The following is an 18,995-nucleotide window of genomic DNA, read 5'->3' as shown; positions in this document are numbered from 1 at the left end:
GACATAAAAAAACCAACAGGCGGGCTGTTGGTTCTTTATGTTAAGTGATGTTCGTTGAATCGCTTGGGGTGAGTTTACCCTTTTGCTATTTCAGCCAATCTTTGTTTGATTTGTCTTTCTATGCCATCGGCATCTAAGCCAACGTGCCTTAGCATGGCGCTGTGGCTGGCGTGTTCTTCATATTGGTCCGGCAGTCCAATATGAAGGGTCGACATGGTAATGTTTTGAGACAAGTAAAACTCACTAACGGCGGATCCTGCGCCGCCCATGATGGCATTCTCTTCCACAGTGACCATTAGTTTCGCGTCTGCTTGCGCCAGCAAAGCTGCTTGATCTATTGGTTTGACGAAGCGCATATCCAGCAAGGTGGCATCTAAGTTTTGTGCCGCTTGTAGCGCGTCATAAGTGGGGCGACCAAAAGCGCAGATAACAATGCCAGATTCGCCGCTGTGTAAGGTGCGGGCCTTGCCAATTTCTAGTGTGCTAAGGGTAGGTTCTATGGTTACGCCACGTCCGGTTCCTCGAGGGTAGCGTACTGCGGCAGGGCCGTTATATTGATACCCGGTTTGCAGCATTTTACGGCATTCATCTTCATCAGACGGTGCCATGACGACCATATTTGGAATGCACCGCAAGTAGCTAAGGTCATAGACGCCGGCGTGAGTCGGACCGTCTTCACCGACGAGTCCAGCCCGATCGATGGCAAACAACACATCTAAATTCTGTAATGCAACATCGTGAATCAGCTGGTCATAGGCGCGTTGCAGAAAGGTCGAATAAATCGCCACAACGGGTTTTACCCCATCACAGGCCATGCCTGCCGCCAGAGTAACGGCGTGTTGTTCTGCGATGGCCACATCGAAATAACGCTGTGGAAAACGCTCAGCAAACTCAATGAGGTCAGAGCCTTCTTTCATTGCAGGGGTGATGGCGACAAGCTTGTTATCTTGCTCGGCCGCATCGCACACCCATTGACCAAAAACATTGCAATACTTCGGCAATTTAACTTTTGGGGACGTGGATGGGCTATCTGGTTCTGTCTTATTGATCGCATGATAGCCGATCGGGTCACCCTCGGCAGGCTCAAAGCCTTTGCCTTTTTTGGTGATCACATGAAGAAATTGTGGGCCGGATCGATCTTTTAGATTTGCGATCGTGGTCAATAAGTGGTCCATATCGTGACCATCAATAGGCCCAATATAATTAAAGCCGAGCTCTTCAAACAAGGTGCCAGGTGAAACCAGACCTTTCATGTGCTCTTCTGCTTTACGTGCCAGCTCCAACGCAGATGGCAAGCCAGAGAAAACTTTACGGCCGCCTTCACGAAGGTTTTCATAGGTTTTACTGGCCCACATGCGGGCAAAATAACTCGATAGCGCGCCAACGGGTTTTGAAATAGACATTTCATTGTCGTTGAGAATTACCAGCATATCGGCTTTTACATCGCCTGCGTGGTTTAACGCTTCGAATGCCATGCCGGCAGACATAGCGCCATCGCCAATCACGGCAACGGCTTTACGGCCTGTTTTTAATTGGCGAGCGGCTAGCGACATGCCCAGCGCGGCACCAATAGAGGTACTTGAATGACCGACACCAAAGGTGTCGTATTCGCTTTCTTCTCGCTTTGGAAAACCAGAAATGCCGTTTTCTTGTCTTATGGTCAATAACGCATCGCGGCGACCGGTGAGAATTTTGTGAGGGTAAGCCTGATGGCCCACATCCCAAACAATACGATCTTCAGGCGTATTAAATAAATAATGTAGAGCGACGGTCAGTTCGACAACGCCTAGGCCTGCACCAAAATGTCCGCCAGTTTGACCAACGCTGAAAAGCATAAATTCGCGCAGTTCGCGTACTAGAAGAGGCAGTTGCTCTTTTTTCAATGCGCGCAAATCTGACGGCGCATTCACCTTATCTAATAGTGGCGTGTTGGGACGCGAGGTTGGGATTTCTTCGAACATGGGCACCAGTAAGGTCTCATAAATTAAAGCGAAATAATTAACGCGCTAGTATATCAGTGGTTGCGACCAATAATATAGTTTGCAAGCTCAACTAACGGCTGCGCGGCCTCTCCAAATGAGGAAATATCCTCAATTGCTTGATCATGCAGCTGTTTTGCCAAAGCGGTAGCGCCTTCGAGGCCAAGCAGTTTAGGGTAAGTTGGCTTGTTGGCCTCTTCATCCGAAAACTGTGTTTTTCCAAGTGTTTGCGTATCACTGGTGATATCAATGATGTCGTCTTGCACTTGAAAGGCCAACCCGATTGCTTTGGCGTACGCATCCAGTGCGGCTAACTGCTGGGCACTGGCTTGCTCGGTACTGAGCGCGCCCATGCGAACACTGGCACGAATCAGAGCACCGGTTTTATGGGCATGCATCTGTTCTAGTGTTTCAATGGAAATGGTTTGATCAACATTGGCAAGATCAATCATTTGGCCGGTAATCATGCCATGTCTACCGGAGGCGAGAGATAATTCACGAATCAGTTGAAGTTGTATCTTAGCATTGTTTAATGACGGTGCGCTGAGCAATTCAAACGCGAACGTCTGTAGAGCATCGCCGGCTAGGATCGCGGTTGCTTCGTCAAACTGAATATGGCAGGTGGGTTTTCCTCGGCGTAAGTCGTCGTCGTCCATCGCGGGCAAGTCATCGTGGATCAATGAATAGGCATGGATAGATTCAATGGCCGCCGCACTGGCATCGGTTAACGCATTAGGCTCGGCAAACAAGGCCGCGGTCGCGTACGTTAGCATGGGTCTAATGCGTTTTCCGCCATTAAATAAGCTATAAGACATCGCTTCTTGCAAATTTACCGCTGGCGGGTAAATATCTAATTGCTGCTTAAGAAAAGAGTCGACGCGTTGGCAAGCGTATTGAGAAAACTGGTCTAAATTCACGAAGCAGATTCCGGATCAAAGGGTTCTAAGTGTTCGCCATCTTGCTTATCGAGCAATATTTGAACCTTTTGCTCAGCTTGAGTGAGTACGGATTGACAATCCTGACTAATTTTAACCCCTTTTTCAAAGGCCTTTAAGGCTTCTTCGAGTGGTAACTGATTAGATTCTAATTGAGCCACTATGCTGTCTAGCTCGTTTAGGTTTTCTTCGAAATGACGGACGCTGTTTTTACGAGGCATGATTAATTCTCTTGGGTATCACGATAATTTGTAACAGAAAATGATAAATTCTTCGAGTATCAGCTCTGTAGAAATTACAAAAATACTGATCAAAGATCTGATCCTTTTTATATTCTTTCGTTTAGAATTAGTTAAACTGTGTTTATTATAGCTTTTTTGGTAGGAGACGTGTGTGGATATCGCAACGTTAATTGGGTTGGTCGGCTCTTTTGTCATTGTTTTAATGGCTATTCTGTTAGGCGGCTCAGCAGGGATGTTTTTAGACCCCGCCTCTGTGTTGATTGTATTGATTGGTTCCACTTTTGTTGTGCTTATTCAATATCCTCTCGGGCAGTTTCTTGGCGCAGGTAAAGTTGCCGCAAAAGCCTTCATGTTCAAAAGCACACCGTTAGACACGTTAATCGATGAAATCTACGGTTTGGCCGATGAAGCGCGTAAAGGTGGATTGCTTTCTCTTGAAGGCAAAGAAGTGAGTCATCCGTTTTTGTCTAAAGGCATTCAGATGCTGGTGGACGGGCATGACGGTTCTGTGGTGAAAAGTCAGCTTTCTAATGATATGAATATGGCGTTTGCTCGTCATGATGCAGGTGCGAAAGTCTTTAAGGCATTTGGCGACGTTGGGCCAGCCATGGGGATGATTGGTACCTTGGTGGGGTTGGTGCAAATGTTGGCCAACATGGATGACCCTAAGGCCATCGGGCCTGCCATGGCGGTTGCCTTGCTGACGACTTTGTACGGTGCGGCATTAGCCAATATGGTGTGTTTGCCGATCCAAGCAAAATTGCAGAACCGAGCCAATGAAGAATTAATGTGTCAAAAATTGATTCTAGAAGCTTTACTGGCGATTCAAGCAGGGCAAAACCCTCGTGTAGTAGATGGTGTGTTGAAAACCTATATTGCCGAAGGTAAGCGTATTGAACGTGAATAACTTTTTAGCTGTAGTCGGGTTATTGGATGAGTGATGAAGAAGAACAAGACTGCCCTGAATGTATAGAGGGGCTGCCGGCCTACATGGGAACCTTTGCCGACTTGATGTCGTTGCTGATGTGTTTCTTTGTATTGCTGCTGTCATTCGCAGAAATGGATGTCTTAAAGTTCAAGCAATTGGCCGGATCAATGCGTGAAGCCTTTGGTGTGCAAAAAGAGATTGAAGCGGAAAGTATTCCGATGGGAACCTCTATTATTGCCCAAGAGTTTAGTCCGGGGCGGCCGGAACCGACGCCAATAAATGAAGTTCGCCAAAAGGCGGACGACAAGCCAGATCATACGTTAGAAGTGTTGTGCAAGCCTGGGACGGCGGAGATGAACGAACATGATGGCGCAGGACAGCCTTCTCAAGAAGTTTTTGTGGATAAGTCAAAAGCGGATTTAGAGCGCGAAAAGAAAATTCAGCAAACCGAAGACGATGCTCGTCAAATAGCCTCGGTGATGAGTGAAGAAATCTCCAAAGGAACGGTCGAAGTTGAAACCCAAGAGCAAACCATCACCATACGTCTAAAAGACAAAGGCACGTTTGAGTCAGGCTCCGCTGAGCTAAATTATGACTTTATTCCTGTGATTGATATGGTGCGGGATTTGTTGGTGGGTGTGAAAGGCTCTATTTCTGTTGAAGGGCATACGGATAACGTGCCCATTGACAGTCGACGCTTTAAATCGAATTGGCAGCTGTCTTCCGCTCGAGCTATCTCTGTTGCCGAAGAGCTGTTTGCTTCTGGCAAGTTAAATCAGAATCGTTTTGCGGTAACGGGTTTTGCCGATACGCGCCCTTTGGTGCCAAATGATAGTCCGGCCAACAGGGCGACCAACCGCCGAGTGGAAATTGTGATTAAACAAAATGATTTAGCGCGTCCACAAGTGCCGAAAAGCAACGCAAACAACAATACCGTTGAGGTGGATAAGTCGAGCCTTGATGACAAGCGCTTTAATTTAGCGCCGGGTGAGATTTTTTAACAACAGGACTCGTTTCTCGATGAGAGAATAAAAAAGAGCGCCAGCATAGGGCGCTCTTTTTTTTGCTTTGCCATTGTTCATCGGCTAACAAGCCGATTTGAGCGCTGGGTTACTCTTCGCTGGCAATCTCATAAATGGCGTTACCAAGGGCTTGAATTTGTGACTGCGTGATTATGTAGGGAGGCATCAAATAGATCAGTTTGCCAAAGGGGCGCACCCAAACCCCTCGTTCTACGAATTTGGGTTGAATTTGGTGTTGATCGACGGCGGATTTTAGCTCGACAACGCCGATGGCGCCAAAACATCTGACATCGGCAACCTGTGCAAGGCTGGCGCAGGGCGCGAGGGCTTCTGTCATCCAGCGTTCAATCTGACCGATACGTGCTTCAATGTCATAACTGGCGAGCAGCGATAGGCTGGCGTTAGCCGCGGCACAAGCGAGTGGGTTCCCCATAAAAGTAGGACCATGCATAAATACGCCCCCTTTATCGCTGATGCCGAGGGCGACCTTGTCTGTGGTTAAGGTCGCGGCTAGCGTGATATAGCCGCCAGTTAAGGCTTTACCAACGCACATGATATCTGGGCAAATATTGGTGTGATTCGTGGCAAACAACTTGCCGGTGCGACCGAATCCAGTGGCGATTTCATCAAAAATAAGCAAGATGTCGAACTCATCGCATAAGTCGCGAAGTCGGTTTAAATACTCGGGGTTGTAAAACCGCATTCCGCCGGCGTTTTGCACCACGGGTTCGATAATAAAACCTGCGATGGTTTGGTGTTTTTCTATGAATAATTGACGAATTTCGTCGATATACTCTTCTTTTACCGGATTATTGATGCCAATGGGCGGGGGCGACACAAAGCACTGCTCAGTGACCGCGCCATTAAACAGATTGTGCATTCCATTTTCTGGATCACACACGGACATGGCGGCAAAAGTGTCACCGTGGTAGCCACTTTTGGGGGTGGCAAAATACTGCTTAGTTGGCTTGCCTTGGGAGTGCCAGTATTGAATCGCCATTTTGATTGCGACTTCAACGGAAACGGACCCTGAATCTGAAAAGAACACTCTTTGCAGTGGCTCAGGCGTCATGTTGACGAGCTTATTGGCTAAGTCGATGGCGGGTTTGTGGGTAAAGCCGCCAAACATCACATGAGAGAAATCATCGATTTGTGACTTAAGGGCTTGGTTGATGCTTGGGTGGTTGTATCCATGAATCACACTCCACCATGAGGACATACCATCGATGAGTGTTGCTCCGCTCGCGAGCGTGATTTCGCACTCAGAAGCGTGTTCGACTAGGTAATGTGGGGTAGGGGCACTCATCGAAGTATAAGGGTGCCAGAGCCGTTGTTTGTCGAGTTCGATGTACTCTTGTGATGTCAGTGAGTCTTGCATAGTGGAAACCATTTTGTAGTTTAAGCTCGCGCATACTAAACAATGGTGACTCCGCTTGCCAGCATGGTTTTATTACTGGTTTTTCTCTGGCGTTCTGGCGATAACCCAAACATCGACCTGTTTCGCGCCTGCTTTTTTTAACAGCTTTACGCAGGTTTCTAGGGTGTTGCCACTGGTCATGACGTCGTCAAAAAGGGCGACATGGTTTTCTATTTCACCTGTTACTTGATATACACCTTGTTGATTTTCTGAACGTTTTTTCTTACTTAGCGTGTGTTGCGCTTGGGTATGCAGAGCTTTTTTAATAGGGCTCTTTTTAGTGTGCTTTGGCGTTTTCTCTTTTAATTGCAGCAGGAGTATTTTGTACAATTCAGCCACCATAAGTTGGGTTTGGCAAAAGCCGCGCTCTTTGATTCGTGTAGGATGACTTGGCACAAAAATGATTTGGCTAGGCCAGTTATCCACAGAGTCATAGTGTTCGATGAGTGTCTCGCTGAGTACTTGTATTAAGGGGCGAATATAGTGTGCCTGTTGCTGGAATTTAATCGCGTGGATGAGGTGCTGTGTGAGGCCTTCGAACCGCAAAGGAGCAAGGCAGTTGTGGTAGAGCGGGGGAGAAACTTGGCATTGGCCACAAATAGAACTCAAAGCTCCTTGGCTTGGGCGTTTGCATAATGGGCAGGCAAACGCGTTACGATTGAAGCCAGCTTCACAGTAAGAACAGAGAGGTTTTCGGCTCGGAGCATGGCATAAATAGCATTGCTCGATAAACAATCTGTTGTAAACCTTGATAATATTTATGGTTGACAGTTTTCCATGGTTCATTAGTATTGCCATCCTTGACACTTATTTTTGAGGGTACTATGTCTGCTACTAACACCAATGAGCCGCGTTACGATTGGACGCATGCTGAAATTCAAGCGCTTTTTGATTTGCCTTTTACGGATCTCCTGTTCCGTGCACAGACAGTACACCGTGAGAATTTTGCGCCCAATGAAGTACAGGTTAGTACCCTTCTTTCCATTAAGACAGGTGCTTGCCCTGAAGACTGTAAATACTGTCCTCAAAGTGGGCATTACAACACCGAGCTAGAAAAAGAAAAGCTCATGGAAGTGCAGAAGGTGTTGGAAGAAGCGGCATTGGCCAAAGAAAAGGGCGCTAGCCGTTTTTGCATGGGCGCGGCGTGGAAGCATCCTTCAGAAAAAGATTTTCCTTACGTATTAGAAATGATCAAGGGCGTAAAGTCGCTTGGACTAGAGTCTTGCGTCACGCTCGGCACGTTAAACGATGAGCAAGCGAAGCGCCTGTCTGAAGCAGGTTTGGATTATTACAATCATAACCTAGACACCTCTGCTGAATTTTATGACAGCATTATCACAACGCGTACTTATCAAGACCGCTTAGACACTTTGTCACGAGTGCGAGGTTCTGGTATTAAATTATGCTGTGGTGGCATCATGGGCATGGGCGAAGAGCAAAAAGACCGTGTTGGTTTGATTCGTCAATTAGCGTTAATGACGCCGCATCCTGAAAGTGTGCCAATTAACATGCTGGTCAAAGTGGCTGGTACGCCATTGGAAAACGTCGATGACCTTGATGAATTCGACTTTATTCGTTCTATTGCCGTGGCGCGTATTGTTATGCCGAAATCTCATGTTCGTCTATCAGCAGGCCGTCAAGGCATGAGTGAGCAAACACAAGCCCTGTGCTTCTTAGCCGGTGCCAACTCGATTTTCTACGGCGAAAAACTGCTTACGACCAGTAACCCAGAAGCGAACAAAGATATGATGTTGTTCGCCAAATTGGGCATTAAACCTGAGCAACGTGAAGAGCATTCAGACGCTGCCGTGGTAGACGCCATTGCTGCGCAAGTGGTTAAGCAAGAAGAGTCCAAACTCTTTTACGAAGCCAATGCCTAATACGCCCCCTTGGGTGGAGGCGGCGCTGAATGAGCGCCGCCAACAATCCTTACTACGTCAAACGGTGACCCTAGAAGGGCCGCAAACGCCTAATGCGACCTTTGCTAACCATCAATATAAAGCCTTTTGCTCCAATGATTATCTTGGTCTAGCCAATCACCCTGAGTTGATCCGTAGCCTTCATGAGTCTGCCCAGCAGTACGGAGTGGGCGGCGGCTCATCGCATCTTGTTTGTGGTCATTTAGCGCCTCATCAAGCGTTGGAAGAAGCGCTTGCTGACTGGTTGGGCTATGAGCGAGTGATGCTTTTTAGCACCGGTTATATGGCGAATTTAGGGGTGATTTCTGCCTTGGCTGCGAAAGATCGTCCCGTCGCGCAAGATAAGCTCAACCATGCCTCCTTGCTAGATGGTGCCGTTTTAGCGCAAGCGCCATTACGCCGTTATTTGCATGGGGATGTGGCAAGTGCGGAGAAGTTACTCAGCAAGCTGGCAACACCGGGTTTGTTGGTCACGGATGGCATTTTTAGTATGGACGGTGATTTGGCTCCCTTGGCCGAATTGTCTAAGTTGGCGGCTAGGCGTGACTGGTTATTGATGGTTGATGACGCGCATGGTTTAGGTTGTGTTGGTGAGCAAGGGCGCGGCAGCCTGGCCTTAGAAAATTTGGACGCTGAGTCATTGCCTATTTTAGTGGGCACTTTTGGTAAAGCCTTTGGCACTTCTGGAGCCTTTGTTGCGACCAGCCATGCGATGGCCGATTATTTAACGCAATTTGCTCGTCCTTATGTGTATACCACGGCCATGTCACCGGCCATTGCTGGGGCGACGCTCACGGCGCTTAAGCTGATTCAATCTGCTGAAGGGCAAGCGAGGCGCGAGAAATTAGCGCAGCATATTGCGTATTTTCGTCACCGTCTCTCTCAACTTCCTGTTAAGCTGATGGCATCAAACACCGCTATTCAGCCTATTGTCATTGGAGAAAGCAGCACTGCCATCAAGGTGAGTGATGCGTTAAAATCTCTTGGTATCTGGTGTACGGCTATTCGTCCGCCCACAGTGCCTGTCGGTAGCGCTCGTTTGCGTATCACTTTGAGTGCGTCTCATACAGACGACGATTTGGTTTTTCTGTGTGATTCACTAGAGTGTGTTTTAACGTCATTGCAGTAGAGGGAAATATGCGCATACGCATCGAAACAGAAGTTCTTGGTGATCCAAATTGTCCGGCTATTTTTATGGTGCCAGGTTGGGGGATGCCAAAAGAAGTGATGAAGCCTTTGGCGCGGCGTCTAAGCCAACGTTTCTATGTGGTGATGGCCAATTTACCAGGAATTTCTTTGGATGAAGCCCGGATTGAACAAACGCGAATCGAACCGAATTACGACATAGACGCTTTGTCGGAGCAGCTTATTGCTGTTGCGCCGAAAGACTGCTGGTGGATCGGTTGGTCTTTGGGAGGCATGGTGTCTACTTATGTGGCAGCACGTCGTTCTAGTTGTGTAAAAGGTTTGATTACCTTGTCGGCTTCTCCTAGCTTTTTGCAACGAGAAAATTGGCCTGAAGGCATGGCACCTATGTTATTTGACGAATTTTCTCAGTTGGTTGATGAGTCCCCCGAACAAGGTATGAAGCGATTTTTGATGTTGCAAGTAAGAGGGGCAAAACAAGAGCGTCCTTTAATGAAGCAACTTCAAGCATTGCTGCCAAAGCAGCTTAATAAAACCGCGTTAGTGGGTGGGTTGCGATTATTGAGAGCATTAGACGTTCGTCGCGAGAGTGCGCTGTTGGATTTACCGAACTTACATATATTGGGGCAGAACGACACCTTAGTGGCCCCAACGACTTTAACAACGCAAACCGATGCGAATCCGCTCCAAGAGGTGATTGTTGTGCCAGATTGTGCCCATCAATCCTTCTTGGAGGCAGAAGATGTTTGCGTACAGCATATCGAAACCTTTATAGATGCCAATAGCTAATGATGGTGAAGATTCTTTTCACTATAAACGACAAGTTGCCCAGCGATTTGATCGTGCCGCTTTAACCTACGATGCTTATGCCGATTTTCAACGAGTGGTGTTGGATCGGCTCTTTAGGCATTTGCCTTGTTCTCACGCTAATGCTGTTTTAGACGTAGGGACTGGAACTGGGCAAGCACTTGCTACTCTGTCTCAAACGCTTTCACCTTCTCTATTTATGGCATTGGATTTATCTTTTCAAATGCTAGAAACCGCCAGAACGAGCAATCACTTGTTGACTGATTTGCCCAGCCAGCAAGGCGCGCTTTCGTTTGTTTGTGGGGACGCTGAGTCACTTCCGTTTTCTGATAATGCCTTTGATTTGTTGTTTTCAAGCTTGGCTATGCAATGGTGTTTGCAGCCGAAAACGCTTTTTTCTGAGCTCTATCGGGCCACCGCGCCTGGTGGGTATCTGGTGTTTTCTACCTTGTGTGAAGGCTCAATGCCAGAAATTGAGCAGGCATGGCAAGGCATCGATAATGCGCCTCATGTGAATCAATACCCAAGGTTAGAAGCATTGCTTGCACAGGTGACAGAGTGTCATTGGCAAATACAGCATTCAGAGTTGGCCACTGTGCCTATGTGGTTTTCAGCACCAGAAGACGCCATTCATTCGTTAAAAAAAGTCGGTGCTAGCTTGGTGGTTAACAAGCAAAATAACAGCATGTCTCCTTCTAAGTGGAAAACCTTTATCAAGCAATATGAGCAGCTTAGAGAGAAGAGAGGAATTCCTTTGCGTTACCAAGTGGCTTTTGTTGTTTTGCAAAAGCCCTGTTCTTAATAAAGTGTCTTAATGGGGTGTTACTAGTGAAAAAAACGTTTTTTGTGACGGCAACAGATACCGATGCAGGAAAAACTTATGTCACGGTTGGTTTATTAAAAGCCGCGCATCGTGCTGGACTCCGCTCTCTTGGACTAAAACCCATTGCTGCAGGGGCGGAACGGGTCGATGGAGCACTACGCAATGATGATGCTTTATTGATCCAAGCGGCAAGCAGTGTGCGATTGCCTTATGAACAGGTAAATCCGGTTGTGCTTGAGCCTGCTATAGCACCGCATATTGCCGCCGCACAAGAAAATCGTCTGATTACTGTGTCTCGTCTTGAAGGCTTTTTAAAAGGGGCATTATTGACGCCTTATGATTTTGCTATCGTCGAAGGTGCCGGTGGTTGGCGAGTGCCACTTAATGATCGTGAGTTGTTATCTGGGTTGGCAAAGAGCCTTAATTTTCCAGTGGTGCTGGTGGTGAACATGAAGCTGGGTTGTCTAAATCATGCGATGTTAAGCGCCGAAGCCATTTTACGTGATGGCCTTAATATTGCGGGTTGGGTGGCGAATGGTGGGCAGGACTCCATGCCTTGTTATGAAGAAAACCTGCAAAGCTTAACGAATATGCTGCCAGCTCCCTTGCTTGGAACATTAACCTGGCATGCATCGCCAGCGGATGGCGATGATGAGTTTGATCAAATCTTGTCGAAACTCTAGTCTTTCAGGCAATAGTTGCTGAGTGAAGGGTTGAAACCTAGAATTCAATTCGCATTATTAGATCAGGGAAGAGCGACTTACTTCCTGCTTAGCGCTATCCTTATGGATTGGCGGCGTTTGTATATTGCGAATGAGGGTGAATAGAGTGAGAGCTTGGTTATGTGGATTAGATGACGAAGAGATACTGAGTGTCTCAAGTGTGCTGACCTTTATTGGTGTCGAGCACAGTACGTCGTTCACAGCGTTCCATTTACCTGATTTTGTGGTTATTGGTCACTCTGTTGAGTGTGTTCAGCTGGATGAGATGATCCCCGTGATTTCTTTGCGTTCATCATTGAGTATTATCAATGGTGAGCGAACCGAAGAAAATGTGTGGTATTGTCCTCTGCCTTGGCGCTCCCAAGACTTTTGGAGTGTGCTGAAAGAAATACAGCAAAGACGTTTGCTGCCTCAGCCTTCTGGTGTGAATCTAAATTTGCATGTGCGCCATTTGGAAGCCTTGCTCATCAGGCAGGCATTGGTGTCAGCACAGGGAGTGGTTTCTCGAGCGGCGCAAAATTTGCAGATCCAAAGAACCACATTGATTGAAAAAATGCGTCGGTACAATATTGATAAGTCGGAGTTTTAGTGACAAAGGACGAAGAGATTGCCGAGTTAAAGGCGGCCTTTCAAGTATTTTCAGAATCTTCAGATGTGCTTGCTAAGTCTTATTTAGACTTACAGGAGCAGGTCGCCCAACTTTCCGCTCAATTAGAAAAATCTGAACAAAATCGCCGAGAAGAGCAAGATAAAAATCGTATTCTAGTACAGCAATTCCAACAGCTTTTCGAGTCCATGCCAGTTGGCGTTTTATTGTTAAACGCGGAAGGTTTGGTAGTAATGGCAAACCCTGTTGCTGATCGTCTGTTTGAGTTGCCTTTAATTGGGCGTTCGTGGGGCGACATTGTGCCCTTGAGCTTTCGCCCACAAAAAGACGATGGTCACGAGATTAGCATGACATCTGGTCGGCGTGTGCGTGTAGAAACGGCTTCTCTTGGTGACGTGCCAGGACAATTATTGATTTTTGTCGATTTAACCGAAGCCTATTTGCTACAGAAAAAACTATCACACCATGAGCGCTTGTCGAATATGGGAAAAATGGTTGCCGCGTTAGCGCATCAAATTCGAACCCCGTTGTCGTCAGCGACCTTATACGCAGGGCATTTACAAAAAAGCGACTTATCTCCAGTGATGCGTCAGCGTTTTGCGGATAAACTCTCTAATCGTTTAGAAAATATAGAACGGCAAATTCGTGACATGCTGATCTTTTCGCGTAGTGATATTAAACTGGATGAAAAGTTAGACGCGAGCGTGTTCATGGATAATCTGATCGCGGAGTGTCGTGATATATGCGATCAAAAAAATACCCTATTAGAGATTGATGGTGAGCAAGACATTGCCTCGCTGTTGATCCAATGTAATAAAGAAGCATTAATTGGTGCTTTGCTAAACCTGCTGAATAATGCCATCGATGCTCAATCCGAAGGGGGGCTGGTTATTCTGCAATGGCGCTGCGAAGACGGTGTGTTGCGAATTGCTTTTAAAGACCAAGGAGAAGGCATGTCGCAGGCTCAATTAGAGCATGTTCAAGAAGGCTTTGTGACAACGAAACAGCACGGAACAGGATTAGGTTTGATGGTTGTGAAAGCGATTGCAAGAGCGCATCATGGCTTGTTTGAAATAGACAGTATCGAGGGAGTGGGCACGACGGCAAGTCTGCAGCTTCCTCTTGTAAGGGCGTAGTATGTCTGATGTTAAGTTACTCATCGTTGAAGATGATAAAGGGTTGGCTGAAGCGTTAGAAGACACACTAATGCTGGCTAATTATCAGTGTAAAGTGGTGTTCAATGCGGAAGATGCCGTATTAGCGCTTAAGGTAAGTACGTTTGATATGGTGGTTTCCGATGTCAACTTACCGGGTATGGATGGCTATGGTTTGCTGCATCATGTCATTGAGAATTATCCCGAATTGCCCATCATGTTAATGACGGCGTATGGTGATATCGCGCATGCTGTTGAAGCCATGCGTGACGGCGCGGTGGATTATTTATTAAAGCCGTTCCAAGAAAAAGAACTGCTAGAAGCCATCGAAAAATACACGGTGAAAAAAACCGCCTCACAGAGTCATCAGCCAATTGCTAAAGACCCTTCAAGTATTGCTATGTTGGAGTTGGCGAAGCGCGTTGCGGTGACCGATTCAACGGTCTTGATTTGTGGTGAGAGTGGCACGGGGAAAGAAGTATTAGCGAATTACATTCACCAAGAATCGGCTCGAAATAACGCCCCTTTTGTCGCTATTAACTGTGCTGCCATTCCAGAAAATATGCTGGAAGCGATTTTATTTGGTTATGAAAAAGGCGCTTATACTGGCGCGGTTTCTGCTCAAGCGGGTAAGTTTGAGCAGGCTAATGGTGGTACTTTGTTGCTGGATGAAATCACCGAAATAGACATTGGGTTGCAAGCTAAGTTGCTTCGAGTGCTTCAAGAACAGGAAGTTGAGCGCCTTGGCGGTAAGAAAACCATTCAGCTTGATGTGCGAGTGATCGCAACCACTAACCGCGATTTGGCTGAATATGTACGCGATGGTGGTTTCCGAGAAGATTTGTATTACCGGTTAAATGTTTTTCCATTGCGCTGGTTGCCGATTCGCGAAAGGAAAGGGGATATTATTCCTATTGCTCAGCGTTTCTTAGAGAAACATGCGGTCAAAATGCGCGTCGCAAATGCGGTCTTAAAACCCTCAGCTTTGAGTAAACTTGAGGCGCACCCTTGGCCTGGTAATGTGCGAGAGTTGGATAATGTGATTCAGCGCGCTCTTATTTTAAGCCCTAACGGCCAAATCCATGAAGAACACGTGGCATTCGATATGATGAGTGCGCCAGCGGTAAGCGAGGTTCAAGAAGAGGAAGAAGACAGCGCGGCTTCTATTTTGGGTAAAGGGGTTCAGCAGCATGAATTCCGCATTATTGCCCAAGCGTTGATCGAGGCAAACGGAAAACGCAAGATTGTGGCTGATAAGTTGGGTATTAGCCCGCGAACATTGCGTTACAAAATTGCCAAAATGCGCGAAAGTGGTTTAGATGTGGATTGATTTTTGTATCTTGTTTTAATTACCTTTATGCTAAGCTGTATCAATGTGTTTTTTGTAGGTGAGTAGCATGGTCACAGATAGACCAGATATTAATCAAGTGCTTTCCCAAATGCGGGAAATGAAGGCGCAAGTTCATGCGCCTGGCTCGCCTATGCCTGGTATTTCTAAAATAGGTGGAGAACAAGGGGATGCGGTTGGTCGTGCCGATTTTGCAGACATGCTAAAAGACGCGGTCAACAATGTGAATTCATTGCAGCAGGATGCAAAGAGTTTGGCGCAGTCATACGAACGCGGCGACGCCGGTGTAGATTTGCCTCAAGTCATGATAGGTCTGCAAAAATCGAGTATTTCATTTGAAGCTATGACGCAGGTGCGTAATAAGCTTGTGGATGCGTATGAAAAAATCATGAATATGCCAATTTAGGCATGATATATCGCTTGGCGCTTTTTAATGGATAATGTCCCAGCTGAACAATCAGAGCAAAAGCTCTATCTAGACCTTGTGACTGGCTTTAATAAGCTAACTGTCATTCGACAGCTTGCTTTAATGGTCGGCCTTGCTGCCTCTATTGCTATTGCTTTGGCGGCGGTCTTATGGACCAGTGGGCCAGATTACAAACCCGTATTGAGTAGTATTACTAATTACAGTGCGGATCAAATCGTAGAAGTTCTTAACACCAATAATATTCCCTTTAAAATTGACCAAAATACAGGCGCTTTGCTTGTTGAGTCCGATTATTATCAACAAGCACGTCTAAAACTTGCCGGTTCTGGCATTGTTTCTGATCAGACCGTGGGGATGGAAATTCTTGATAAAGACCAAGGCTTAGGCACCTCTCAGTTTGTGGAGAGCGCGCGCTATCGACGTGGTTTGGAAGGGGAGTTAAGCAAAACCATTTCCAGTTTGCAGAGTGTTAAATCTGCACGTGTGCACTTGGCCATTCCTAAAGAATCTGTGTTTGTGCGCGATACACGTAAGCCTTCAGCCTCTGTTTTTCTTGAATTGTACCCAGGACGACGTTTAGATCGCAGCCAAGTGGATGCGATTGTGAACCTTGTGGCGTCTAGTATTTCTCAATTGACCGAGAAAAATGTCACCGTGGTGGATCAGCGCGGCACCTTATTAACAGAGAAAGACCCTTCTTCGCAGCTGTCTGTTGCGGGTAAACAGTTTGATTACACCCGTCGTGTTGAAGATGTTCTGTTACAGCGAGTCAACAGCATATTAGGTCCTGTTGTCGGCGATGGCCGCTTTAAAGCAGAAGTGTCTGCCGATGTGGACTTTACGGCGGTGGAAAAAACGGCAGAGCAATATAACCCTGACTTATTGGCGCTGCGGAGCGAACAGACGCTGAAAGAGAAAAAAGGTGCTGGAGCGACCAATGGTGGTATTCCAGGCGCATTAAGCAATCAGCCGCCAGGCGCGGTAACGGCCCCCGAAGCGGTGGATGAAAATGGCGCACCGATTGGCGCATCAAGCTCAAACAACGCGTCGAATGGGCAGTCTCGGGAAGAGACCACGCGGAATTTTGAATTAGACAGAAGCATTAGTTACACCAAAAACCAGCAAGGTACGATTCATCGATTGTCGGTGGCGGTTGTGGTGGATGATTTGGTGAGCATCAATCCGAATACTAACGCGGTCGAGAGAACGCCTTGGAGCGATGAAGAATTAGGTCGGCTGACATTATTGGTTCGGGACGCAGTGGGTTATAACCCTTCTCGTGGCGACAGTGTCAGTGTGATTAACTCGCCGTTTGCTTTGCCTGAACCAGAAGCGCCTGCTGAAGTGGTTCCGTTTTACAAAGAAGCCTGGTTTCTTAATCTGTTGAAACCAAGTTTAGTGGGTCTGTTTGTGCTGATCTTGCTGCTGATTGTAGTGCGACCGATTCTGAAAACGCTGAGTGAGCAGAATAAAATTGCGGTGGCGGAAGATACCGAAGCGGCTATTTTCTCCGATGAAACCGATGAGATTTCAGACGATCAAGTCTCCTTAGTGAGTGCTGAAGATGTGATGGTTCCTGGTTCGCCAGAGAAAATCGAACGTCAAATTAATGCCATTCGAGGCTTGATTGCCGAAGAGCCGGAGCGTGTTGCTCAAGTTGTGAAACAATGGGTGATGGAAGGTTAAATGAGTGATATTGGTCAAAATGATTTAAGCTCACTTGAGAAAGCAGCCGTATTATTGATGTCGCTTGGCGAATCAGATGCTGCGCAAATTCTTAAGCACATGGGGCCAAAAGAAGTACAGCGCATTGGTCAAACCATGGCTCAGCTTTCCAACGTGCAGCGTCATCAGGTTGAAAAAGTACTGGATGACTTTTTGGTTCTGGTTGGCGATCAAACCGGTTTGGGGTTAGGGGCTGACGGCTATATTCGCAACATGTTGAAAGAAGCGTTGGGCGATGAAAAAGCCAGTAGTTTGATCGATCGCATCTTGTTAGGCGGCAACACCACAGGTTTGGATACCTTGAAGTGGATGGAGCCAAGGGCGGTAGCCGATGTTATCCGTTATGAGCACCCGCAGATTCAAGCGATTGTTATTTCCTACCTTGATCCGGATCAGGCAGCCGATATTTTGGCTAACTTCGATGAACGAGTGCGGTTAGACATTGTGTTGCGTGTGGCGTCGCTGGATACCGTTCAGCCTGCTGCTTTGCAAGAGCTGAATGATATTCTAGAAAGACAATTTTCTGGCAATCAGTCAACGCAATCTACATCCATTGGTGGTATTCGTACCGCGGCCAACATTATGAACTTTATCGACAGTTCGGTGGAGTCCGAGTTGATGGATTCTATTCGGGACGTTGATGAAGATTTGGCGAACACCATTCAAGACTTGATGTTTGTCTTTGATAACCTGATGGATGTTGATGATCGCGGTATTCAGGTGATATTACGTGAAGTAGAGTCCGAAACCTTGATTTTGGCCTTGAAAGGCGCGGACCCTGATATGCAAGAAAAAGTGTTTAAAAATATGTCTTCTCGTGCCGCGGACATGCTCAAAGACGACCTTGAAGCAAAAGGTCCTGTTCGTGTCAGTGAAGTGGAAGTTGCTCAAAAAGAAATTCTGGCGGTTGCCAGACGCCTTGCCGATAACGGAGAAATCGTTCTTGGTGGTGGCGGTGAGCAGATGGTTTAAATAAAGAATGTCAGAAGAAGACGAGAAAAAAATCGAACGCAAATTAACGGCCTATGAGCGCTGGGAGTTGCCTAATCTTGAGAATAATAAGGTAACTGAAGACACAGGTCCTGCCATTCTCATTCAAAAAGATACCTCGATTACCACAGAAGAAGTGGATCAAGACAGTTTGGTTTATGAGCCATTAACCGCGTCTCAACTTGAAGAAATTCGATCTGCTGCCTATGACGAAGGCTTTATTCAGGGGGAGGGTGACGGCCACGCCAAAGGTTATGAAGATGGTTTGGCAAAAGGTGAGCCAGAAGGATTTGAAAAGGGCCATGCAGAAGGTCTTATTCAAGGTCGCGAAGAAGGTGAAGCCGCCGCTAAAGAAATTGCTCAAAGCCAGCTGGAAAGTGTTGAAAAGTTATTGGCCGATGTGGTTCGTGAAATCACAATTCCACTGGAAGAAAGTCGTGCTGCAGCAGAAGCCATACTGTACCAAACCATGACTCGACTGATTGAAAATGTCTGTCTTTCGCAAATGAAAGAAGAAGCCCATACGGTTTTAAAAGCTCAGCTATCTCGCATATTTGAAGAGATTGGTGAGTATGAAGGGCGCATTAGATTACGCCTGCACCCCAATGATATCTCGGTACTAGAAGCGTTGGCAGTGCGTGACCGTTTGACCTTACAAGTGGATGAAGATGAAAGTTTGATTGAAGGCGGCTTTTTGTTGGATTCAAAATCATTTCATGTGGATGGTCGAGTTGAACAACGTTTAGAGGCGGTGTGTAACGAGCTGCGTCATCTATCTACTCCTGAAGAATAAAGGTGGCGCCA

19 protein-coding genes are annotated in these 18,995 nt (G+C 46.8%); 14 read left to right on the top strand and 5 right to left on the bottom strand.

Annotation, left to right across the window (positions count from 1 at the left end; genetic code table 11):
- Nucleotides 1-74: 74 nt before the first annotated feature.
- The 3 genes from dxs to xseB are packed head-to-tail and all read right to left on the bottom strand — an operon-like array spanning nucleotide 75 to nucleotide 3,135.
- A complete protein-coding gene (gene dxs / locus ACIGBN_RS13715; RefSeq protein ID WP_133004190.1) occupies nucleotides 75-1,961 on the bottom strand; it encodes a 1-deoxy-D-xylulose-5-phosphate synthase in 1,887 nt (628 codons plus the stop codon).
- Nucleotides 1,962-2,014: 53 nt separating this feature from the next.
- Nucleotides 2,015-2,896 carry a (2E,6E)-farnesyl diphosphate synthase gene (gene ispA / locus ACIGBN_RS13710; protein ID WP_133004189.1) on the bottom strand — a complete coding sequence of 294 codons (882 nt, stop codon included), beginning with the start codon at nucleotides 2,894-2,896 and terminating at the stop codon, nucleotides 2,015-2,017.
- Nucleotides 2,893-3,135: an exodeoxyribonuclease VII small subunit gene (xseB, locus tag ACIGBN_RS13705; RefSeq protein WP_133004188.1), complete on the bottom strand. Its 243-nt coding sequence runs from the start codon at nucleotides 3,133-3,135 to the stop codon at nucleotides 2,893-2,895. The genes ispA and xseB overlap by 4 nt, the downstream gene beginning before the upstream one ends.
- Before the next feature lie 172 nt (nucleotides 3,136-3,307).
- On the opposite strand from xseB, the gene pomA reads away from it, so the two are divergent.
- On the top strand, nucleotides 3,308-4,063 hold the full coding sequence (pomA, locus tag ACIGBN_RS13700) for a flagellar motor protein PomA (RefSeq protein WP_133004187.1): 756 nt from the start codon (nucleotides 3,308-3,310) through the stop codon (nucleotides 4,061-4,063).
- A 26-nt stretch (nucleotides 4,064-4,089) separates the two neighbouring features.
- Entirely contained in the window at nucleotides 4,090-5,085 is a 996-nt protein-coding gene (locus ACIGBN_RS13695) for a flagellar motor protein MotB (protein ID WP_133004186.1), read from the top strand.
- A gap of 109 nt (nucleotides 5,086-5,194) precedes the next feature.
- Here ACIGBN_RS13695 and bioA read toward each other — a convergent pair whose 3' ends face one another.
- Together bioA and ACIGBN_RS13685 are read right to left on the bottom strand one after the other, a co-directional pair.
- Nucleotides 5,195-6,484 (bottom strand): adenosylmethionine--8-amino-7-oxononanoate transaminase, encoded by a 1,290-nt coding sequence (gene bioA / locus ACIGBN_RS13690; RefSeq protein ID WP_396666053.1) that lies wholly within the window; start codon nucleotides 6,482-6,484, stop codon nucleotides 5,195-5,197.
- A gap of 72 nt (nucleotides 6,485-6,556) precedes the next feature.
- Entirely contained in the window at nucleotides 6,557-7,309 is a 753-nt protein-coding gene (locus ACIGBN_RS13685; RefSeq protein WP_396666051.1) for a ComF family protein, read from the bottom strand.
- Nucleotides 7,310-7,347: 38 nt separating this feature from the next.
- On the opposite strand from ACIGBN_RS13685, the gene bioB reads away from it, so the two are divergent.
- From bioB to ACIGBN_RS13625, 12 genes are all read left to right on the top strand, one after another.
- Entirely contained in the window at nucleotides 7,348-8,403 is a 1,056-nt protein-coding gene (gene bioB, locus ACIGBN_RS13680) for a biotin synthase BioB (protein ID WP_133004183.1), read from the top strand.
- Nucleotides 8,396-9,571, top strand: coding sequence for an 8-amino-7-oxononanoate synthase (gene bioF / locus ACIGBN_RS13675; RefSeq protein WP_396666049.1), 1,176 nt, complete (start codon nucleotides 8,396-8,398; stop codon nucleotides 9,569-9,571). The genes bioB and bioF overlap by 8 nt, the downstream gene beginning before the upstream one ends.
- A gap of 8 nt (nucleotides 9,572-9,579) precedes the next feature.
- Nucleotides 9,580-10,377, top strand: coding sequence for an alpha/beta fold hydrolase (locus ACIGBN_RS13670; protein WP_396666047.1), 798 nt, complete (start codon nucleotides 9,580-9,582; stop codon nucleotides 10,375-10,377).
- Entirely contained in the window at nucleotides 10,364-11,197 is an 834-nt protein-coding gene (gene bioC / locus ACIGBN_RS13665) for a malonyl-ACP O-methyltransferase BioC (protein ID WP_396666045.1), read from the top strand. The genes ACIGBN_RS13670 and bioC overlap by 14 nt, the downstream gene beginning before the upstream one ends.
- A gap of 26 nt (nucleotides 11,198-11,223) precedes the next feature.
- A complete protein-coding gene (gene bioD, locus ACIGBN_RS13660) occupies nucleotides 11,224-11,901 on the top strand; it encodes a dethiobiotin synthase (protein ID WP_396666043.1) in 678 nt (225 codons plus the stop codon).
- 145 nt (nucleotides 11,902-12,046) lie between these two features.
- A complete protein-coding gene (locus ACIGBN_RS13655) occupies nucleotides 12,047-12,529 on the top strand; it encodes a helix-turn-helix domain-containing protein (RefSeq protein ID WP_165943016.1) in 483 nt (160 codons plus the stop codon).
- Nucleotides 12,529-13,683, top strand: coding sequence for a PAS domain-containing sensor histidine kinase (locus ACIGBN_RS13650; RefSeq protein ID WP_133004177.1), 1,155 nt, complete (start codon nucleotides 12,529-12,531; stop codon nucleotides 13,681-13,683). The genes ACIGBN_RS13655 and ACIGBN_RS13650 overlap by 1 nt, the downstream gene beginning before the upstream one ends.
- Nucleotide 13,684: 1 nt before the next feature.
- Complete coding sequence (locus ACIGBN_RS13645; RefSeq protein ID WP_133004176.1) at nucleotides 13,685-15,031, top strand: sigma-54 dependent transcriptional regulator; 1,347 nt, start codon at nucleotides 13,685-13,687, stop codon at nucleotides 15,029-15,031.
- Between the two features lie 67 nt (nucleotides 15,032-15,098).
- Entirely contained in the window at nucleotides 15,099-15,455 is a 357-nt protein-coding gene (fliE, locus tag ACIGBN_RS13640; protein ID WP_133004175.1) for a flagellar hook-basal body complex protein FliE, read from the top strand.
- Nucleotides 15,456-15,482: 27 nt separating this feature from the next.
- Complete coding sequence (gene fliF / locus ACIGBN_RS13635; protein ID WP_133004174.1) at nucleotides 15,483-17,162, top strand: flagellar basal-body MS-ring/collar protein FliF; 1,680 nt, start codon at nucleotides 15,483-15,485, stop codon at nucleotides 17,160-17,162.
- Complete coding sequence (fliG, locus tag ACIGBN_RS13630; protein WP_133004173.1) at nucleotides 17,163-18,173, top strand: flagellar motor switch protein FliG; 1,011 nt, start codon at nucleotides 17,163-17,165, stop codon at nucleotides 18,171-18,173. It abuts the gene before it with no gap.
- Nucleotides 18,174-18,180: 7 nt separating this feature from the next.
- The gene (locus tag ACIGBN_RS13625; protein WP_396666040.1) at nucleotides 18,181-18,984 is read left to right on the top strand and encodes a FliH/SctL family protein; all 804 of its coding nucleotides are present in this window, start codon (nucleotides 18,181-18,183) and stop codon (nucleotides 18,982-18,984) included.
- The last annotated feature ends 11 nt before the right edge of the window (nucleotides 18,985-18,995 follow it).

It is taken from the genome of Marinomonas sp. NPDC078689 (assembly GCF_044542435.1).
In the GTDB taxonomy this organism is placed as follows: Bacteria; Pseudomonadota; Gammaproteobacteria; order Pseudomonadales; family Marinomonadaceae; genus Marinomonas; species Marinomonas arenicola.
Note: the sequence above shows the minus strand (reverse complement) of the source record. Positions and strands in the feature narration are given on the sequence as shown.